Here is a 5,263-nt window from a genome sequence, read left to right as displayed (position 1 = left end):
TCGGCCTCCACGACGCCGTCGGCCAGCGGGGTCCGCTCGGGGGCGGGGGTCCGGCCGCCGCCGAGCAGGGCGCGCAGCCGGGGCCGGGCGGAGCGGGCGCGCAGGACCCGGTTGACCTCGCGCCAGGTGACGTCGGTGGCGTACGAGACGGTGCGGGCGGCCTCGTAGACCTGGCGGAGCAGGGCGTCGGCGTCGAGGAGGCCGAGGGCCTGGGCGACCTGGTCCTGTTCCTGGAGGGCGAGGCGGTCGGTGGCCCGCCCGGTGGTGAGGTGGAGGGAGTCGCGGGCGTCGAGGAGGACGCGGCGGGCCTCGGCGAGTCCTTCGCGGGGGGCGTCGGCGACCCAGGAGGCGGCGACGGCGCGCAGGGCGGTGACGTCGCGGAGGCCGCCGCGGGCCTCCTTGAGGTCGGGTTCGAGGAGGAACCGCAGTTCGCCGTGGCGTTCGGCGCGTTCGCGGCAGAGGTCGTGGAGGCCGGGCAGGCGCCTGGGTGCCTGGTTGCGCCAGTCGGCGAGGATCGCGGTGCGCAGCGAGGCGACGAGGCCGAGGTCGCCGGCGATGGGGCGGGCGTCGAGCAGTCCGAGCTGGACCTTGAGGTCGTCGGCGGCGGTCTTCCTGGCTTCGGCGGGGGTGCGTACGGAGTGGTCGAGGGCGAGGCCCAGGTCCCAGACGGGGTACCAGATCCGGTCGGCGAGGGCGGCGACGTCCGTGGCGTCGGCGGTGCCGTCGTGCAGCAGGAGGAGGTCGAGGTCGCTGCGCGGGGAGAGTTCGCCCCGGCCGTAGCCGCCGACGGCGACGAGGGCGGCGCCCCGGACGCCGGCGTGCCGGGCGGCGCCGGTGAACAGGGCGGTGAGCCAGTCGTCGGTGAGGGCGGCGAGGGCCGCACGGCGCGGCGGCCCGGGCCGCTCCTTCTCCTGGAGAAGGCGCAGCCGGGCCGCCGCGTAGCCGCTGGGCGAGTCCTCGGATTCGGTGGTCGCTTCGGTGCTCGTCACCCAGCTGCCCTTTCCGTGTGCGGAACCGTGCGAAACAGTCGGTGGGGGCCGGTCAGAGGGCGTCCGGGCCGCGTTCGCCCGTCCGGACCCTGACGGCCGTCTCGACGGGGACGGTCCAGACCTTGCCGTCGCCGATCTTGCCGGTGCGGGCGGCCTTGACGACGACGTCGAGGAGCTGTTCGGCGTCCTCGTCCTCGACCAGGACCTCGATGCGGATCTTGGGGACGAGGTCGACGGTGTACTCGGCGCCCCGGTAGACCTCGGTGTGGCCGCGCTGGCGTCCGTAGCCGCTGGCCTCGGTGACGGTGAGGCCCTGGACGCCGAACGCCTGGAGGGCCTCCTTGATCTCGTCGAGGCGGTGGGGCTTCACGACTGCGGTGATGAGCTTCATGCGTCCACCTTCTTGTTCGTCGGGGCGGCCGGGCCGGGGGCGGGGGCGGCGGTGCGGGAGGCCGCGCCGCCGCCGGCACCGCTGAAGTCGTACGCGGTCTCGGCGTGTTCGACCTGGTCGATGCCGGAGATCTCCGCGTCCTCGTCCACGCGCATCCCGAGGATCTTGTCGACCAGGAAGGCGAGGAGCGCGGAGACGACGAGAGAGTACGCGAGGACCGCGAAGACGCCGACGGCCTGCTTGCCGAGCTGGTCGAGCCCGCCGCCGTAGAAGAGGCCCTGGGCGTCGGACTGGACGCCTCCGGTGGCGAAGAGGCCGACGAGCAGGGAGCCGATGATGCCGCCGACGAGGTGGACGCCGACGACGTCGAGGGAGTCGTCGTAGCCGAACCTGTACTTGAGGCCGACGGCCATGGCGCACAGCACACCGGCGATGGCGCCGACCGCGATGGCGCCGAGCGGGCTGACCGCGCCGCCGGCCGGGGTGATGGCGACGAGTCCGGCGACCGCGCCGGACGCGGCGCCCAGGGTGGTGAAGGCGCCGTGGCGGATCTTCTCGTAGGCGAGCCAGGCGAGCATCGCCGCACCGGTGGCGACCTGGGTGTTGACGAACATGACCGCGCCCACGCCGTCGTCGTTGCCGAGCCAGGAGCCGGCGTTGAAGCCGAACCAGCCGAACCAGAGGAGACCGGCGCCGAGCATGACGAGCGGCAGGCTGTGCGGCCGCATCGGGTCCTTCTTGAAGCCGACGCGCTTGCCGATCACGAGGATCACGCCGAGGGCGGCGGCACCCGCGTTGATGTGGACGGCCGTACCGCCGGCGAAGTCGATGACGCCGAGCTCGAACAGCCAGCCGCCGGCGCCCCACACCCAGTGCGCAACCGGGAAGTAGACGACGGTGACCCACAGCGTGATGAACAGGGCCCAGGAGGTGAACTTGACGCGGTCGGCGAGGGCACCGCTTATCAGCGCGGGCGTGAGGACGGCGAACATCAGCTGGAACACGGCGAAGACGTAGACCGGGATGGTGTAGCCGTCCCAGAGTTCCGTGACGCCGATCCCGCTGAGACCGACGAAGTCCTGGCTCCAGCCGATGACCGATCCGGCGTCGGTCCCGAAGGCGAGGCTGAAGCCGTACAGCACCCACAGGACCGTGACGATCCCGAGGCTGATGAAGCTCATCATCAGCATGTTGAGGGTGCTCTTGACGCGGACCATGCCTCCGTAGAAGAAGGCGAGGGCCGGGGTCATGAGCATCACCAGGGCCGAGCAGATGAGCATGAAGCCGGTGTTGGCGGCAGACAGCGTCGGGGTGTCTGCGGCAAGCGTCGTGATGCCTGGGGGCATCGGCGTCTCCTCGTCGTCGGTGCGGCCGCGTGCGGGCGGTGGGGGCACAACCACTGCGGGACCACTGGGGAAGTGCGGGCCGGTCGGACCGGCCGGCGATGGGAGGGTGGAGGAAGGAGCGGGGCTGGGTGCGAACGCCGCGGATGTGCCCGCCCAGCCCCGCGACGCCACTCTCCGATCGTCGGCCGGTCCAATGAGCCACGAGGTTCGCCCAGCGCCGTTTCGGCCGGTGCGCCGCGATGTTTCGCGGCAGTGACGAAGGGAAGCGACGTGTTACGTCCCCATGAACCGCGCATGCCGTACCCGCGCTCACGCCCACTCTGCGGCCCGGGCCGCATACGGAGCGGTTACGACGCTCCGGCGGGGGAACGACCACACGAACCGGCCACGGCGATCACCCGTTGACCTGGCAATGGGGGGAGCCGAAGTCGGTCTGTGCTGGGTGATCGTCGTGGCCGGGGTCTGAGGGCCCGGTGGCCGTCGCTAGACGGTTTCCACGGTCTCGGGCAGCTGTTCGATGAGGAGCTCGGTGAGCCGGGCGACCTCGGGCACGTCCCCGAAGTCCCTGGCGGCGGTGTCGACGGTCTTGCGGAGCCGGGTGTTGACCCGCTCCGAGCGCACCTTCCTGGCGACGCGCAGCGCCCGTTCGGCCGGTGCGGTGGCTGCCTCGGGCTCGCCCTTGAGGAGGTGGACGCTGGCGAGGCCGATCAGATTGAGCGCATAGGAGCGCTGGTGCTCGTCCTCCTCGCCGAAGAGCTGGACCGCCTTCTCCATGACGGGCTCGGCGAGCGAGGCGTACGTGGGGCTGCGGCCGGCCACGTAGGCGAGGTCCCGGTACGAGTGCGAGTTCTCGCCGTTGAGCTCGGCCTCGGAGAAGAAGCGGATCCAGTCGGGCTCCGGCTCGCCGTCGACCCCGGCGTCCAGGAAGGTGTCCTCGGCCATGCGGACCGCCCGCTTGCACTTGCTGGGCTGGCCCATGTTGGCGTAGGCGCGGGCCTCCATCGCGTACAGCATGGCCTGCGTGCGCGCGGTCGCGCAGTCGCGGCTGCCGTACTGGGCGAGGTGGATCAGCTCCAGGGCGTCGTCCGGGCGGCCGAGGTGGATCATCTGCCGGCTCATGCTGGACAGCACGTACGACCCGAGCGGCTTGTCGCCGGCCTCCTTCGCGGCGTGCAGGGCGAGCACGAAGTACTTCTGGGCGGTGGGCTGGAGGCCGACGTCGTAGCTCATCCAGCCGGCCAGCTCGGCTAGTTCGGCGGCGCAGCGGAAGAGGCGCTTGGAGGTGGCGGCCGGCTGGGGCTCCTGGAGCAGGTCGGTGACCTCGTGGAGCTGGCCGACGACCGCCTTGCGGCGCAGTCCGCCGCCGCACTGCGCGTCCCACGAGCGGAACATCGCGGTGGTCGACTCCAGCAGGTCCAGCTCGGGGCCGGAGAGCCGCGACGGGCGGCGGGCGGCGGCGGGTTCCGGTTCGGCGGCGGGGGCGGCCGCGACCGGCACCAGCCAGCGCTGCATGGGCTCGATGAGCGCGGGGCCCGCGGCGAGGGCGAGGGAGCTGCCGAGGAAGCCCCGGCGGGCCAGCATCAGGTCGCTCCGCGAGAACTCGCTGAGCAGGGCGACGGTCTGCGGGCCCGCCCAGGGCAGGTCCACACCGGCCACGGAGGGCGCCTGGTGCGGGGTGCGCAGCCCCAGGTCCTCGACGGCGACGACACTGCCGAAACGCTCCGAGAACAGCTCGGACAGGATGCGCGGAATCGGCTCGCGCGGCTGCTCGCCGTCCAGCCAGCGCCGCACCCGGGAGGTGTCGGTGCTGATGTGGTGGGCGCCCATCTGGCGAGCCCGGCGGTTCACCTGCCGTGCCAGCTCGCCCTTCGACCAGCCGCTGCGCACGAACCATGATCCCAGTTGCCCGTTCGGGCGCTTGCCGGCGTTCGCCTCGCCTGCGCCGCTGCCACTCACGGATAAGCCCCCATCCCGCCGAATACGTGTCGCGCGAAGCATTATCAGAATGCCTCGAACTCATGTTGCCCGCACGGGCGTTGAGCCCGATCGAACAGAGAACCGGGTTGCCTGCGGCATACCCACGGGCGCACATACTTCCATGGTTCGTGTACCGACGGTAATCCTCCGATCACGGGCACCGTGAGGCCCTTTGGGTAATCGCCACCATTCGCCACCCCTTCGATTGAACGCCACCCCCGTGGGCCGCGATTCACTTGACAGGGCGATTCGTACGGGCGCGAGGAAGCGCCCGGGGGCGCGCGGGCGGTTGCACGCTCCTCGTCGTAACCACCGGCGCACCGGACCCGTTGGAGGGGGCATGGGCTTCACGATCGGAATCCGCGAGATGCGCACCGGCGCACGGCGTCGCGCCCGTGCCGCCGCCGGCGGTACGGAGGTGGCGGAGTACACCGGGCTGTGGGGCTGGGCCGTGGTGCCCGGGGCCCGCGCGGCGGGCGGCGTCTGCTCCTGCGGGGCCCCCGGCTGCACCGCCCCGGGCGCCCATCCGCTGCGGTTCGCCCGGGAGGTGCCCGCCGGGG

Annotated in this window: 4 protein-coding genes and 1 pseudogene; 1 reads left to right on the top strand and 4 read right to left on the bottom strand. The window is 72.2% G+C overall.

What is annotated here, in order from left to right; genetic code table 11:
- The 4 genes from G3I41_RS14150 to G3I41_RS14135 form a co-directional block, all read right to left on the bottom strand.
- Positions 1-989: nucleotidyltransferase domain-containing protein (locus G3I41_RS14150; protein ID WP_343242119.1), on the bottom strand; the 989-nt coding region annotated here is incomplete at its 3' end.
- Between the two features lie 52 nt (positions 990-1,041).
- Positions 1,042-1,380, bottom strand: a complete 339-nt coding sequence (locus G3I41_RS14145; RefSeq protein ID WP_018102395.1) for a P-II family nitrogen regulator — start codon at positions 1,378-1,380, stop codon at positions 1,042-1,044.
- On the bottom strand, positions 1,377-2,726 hold the full coding sequence (locus tag G3I41_RS14140) for an ammonium transporter (RefSeq protein WP_164400561.1): 1,350 nt from the start codon (positions 2,724-2,726) through the stop codon (positions 1,377-1,379). Before G3I41_RS14140 ends, G3I41_RS14145 begins: the two co-directional genes overlap by 4 nt.
- A 483-nt stretch (positions 2,727-3,209) precedes the next feature.
- On the bottom strand, positions 3,210-4,682 hold the full coding sequence (locus G3I41_RS14135; RefSeq protein WP_164400560.1) for a hypothetical protein: 1,473 nt from the start codon (positions 4,680-4,682) through the stop codon (positions 3,210-3,212).
- 361 nt (positions 4,683-5,043) lie between these two features.
- Here G3I41_RS14135 and G3I41_RS14130 point away from each other — a divergent pair.
- Positions 5,044-5,263: pseudogene (locus G3I41_RS14130) on the top strand (DNA primase); the annotation flags it as partial.

The sequence above is a fragment of the Streptomyces sp. SID9727 genome, assembly GCF_010550605.1.
Lineage (GTDB): Bacteria > Actinomycetota > Actinomycetes > Streptomycetales > Streptomycetaceae > Streptomyces.
This window is presented reverse-complemented; position numbering and strand designations above follow the sequence as displayed.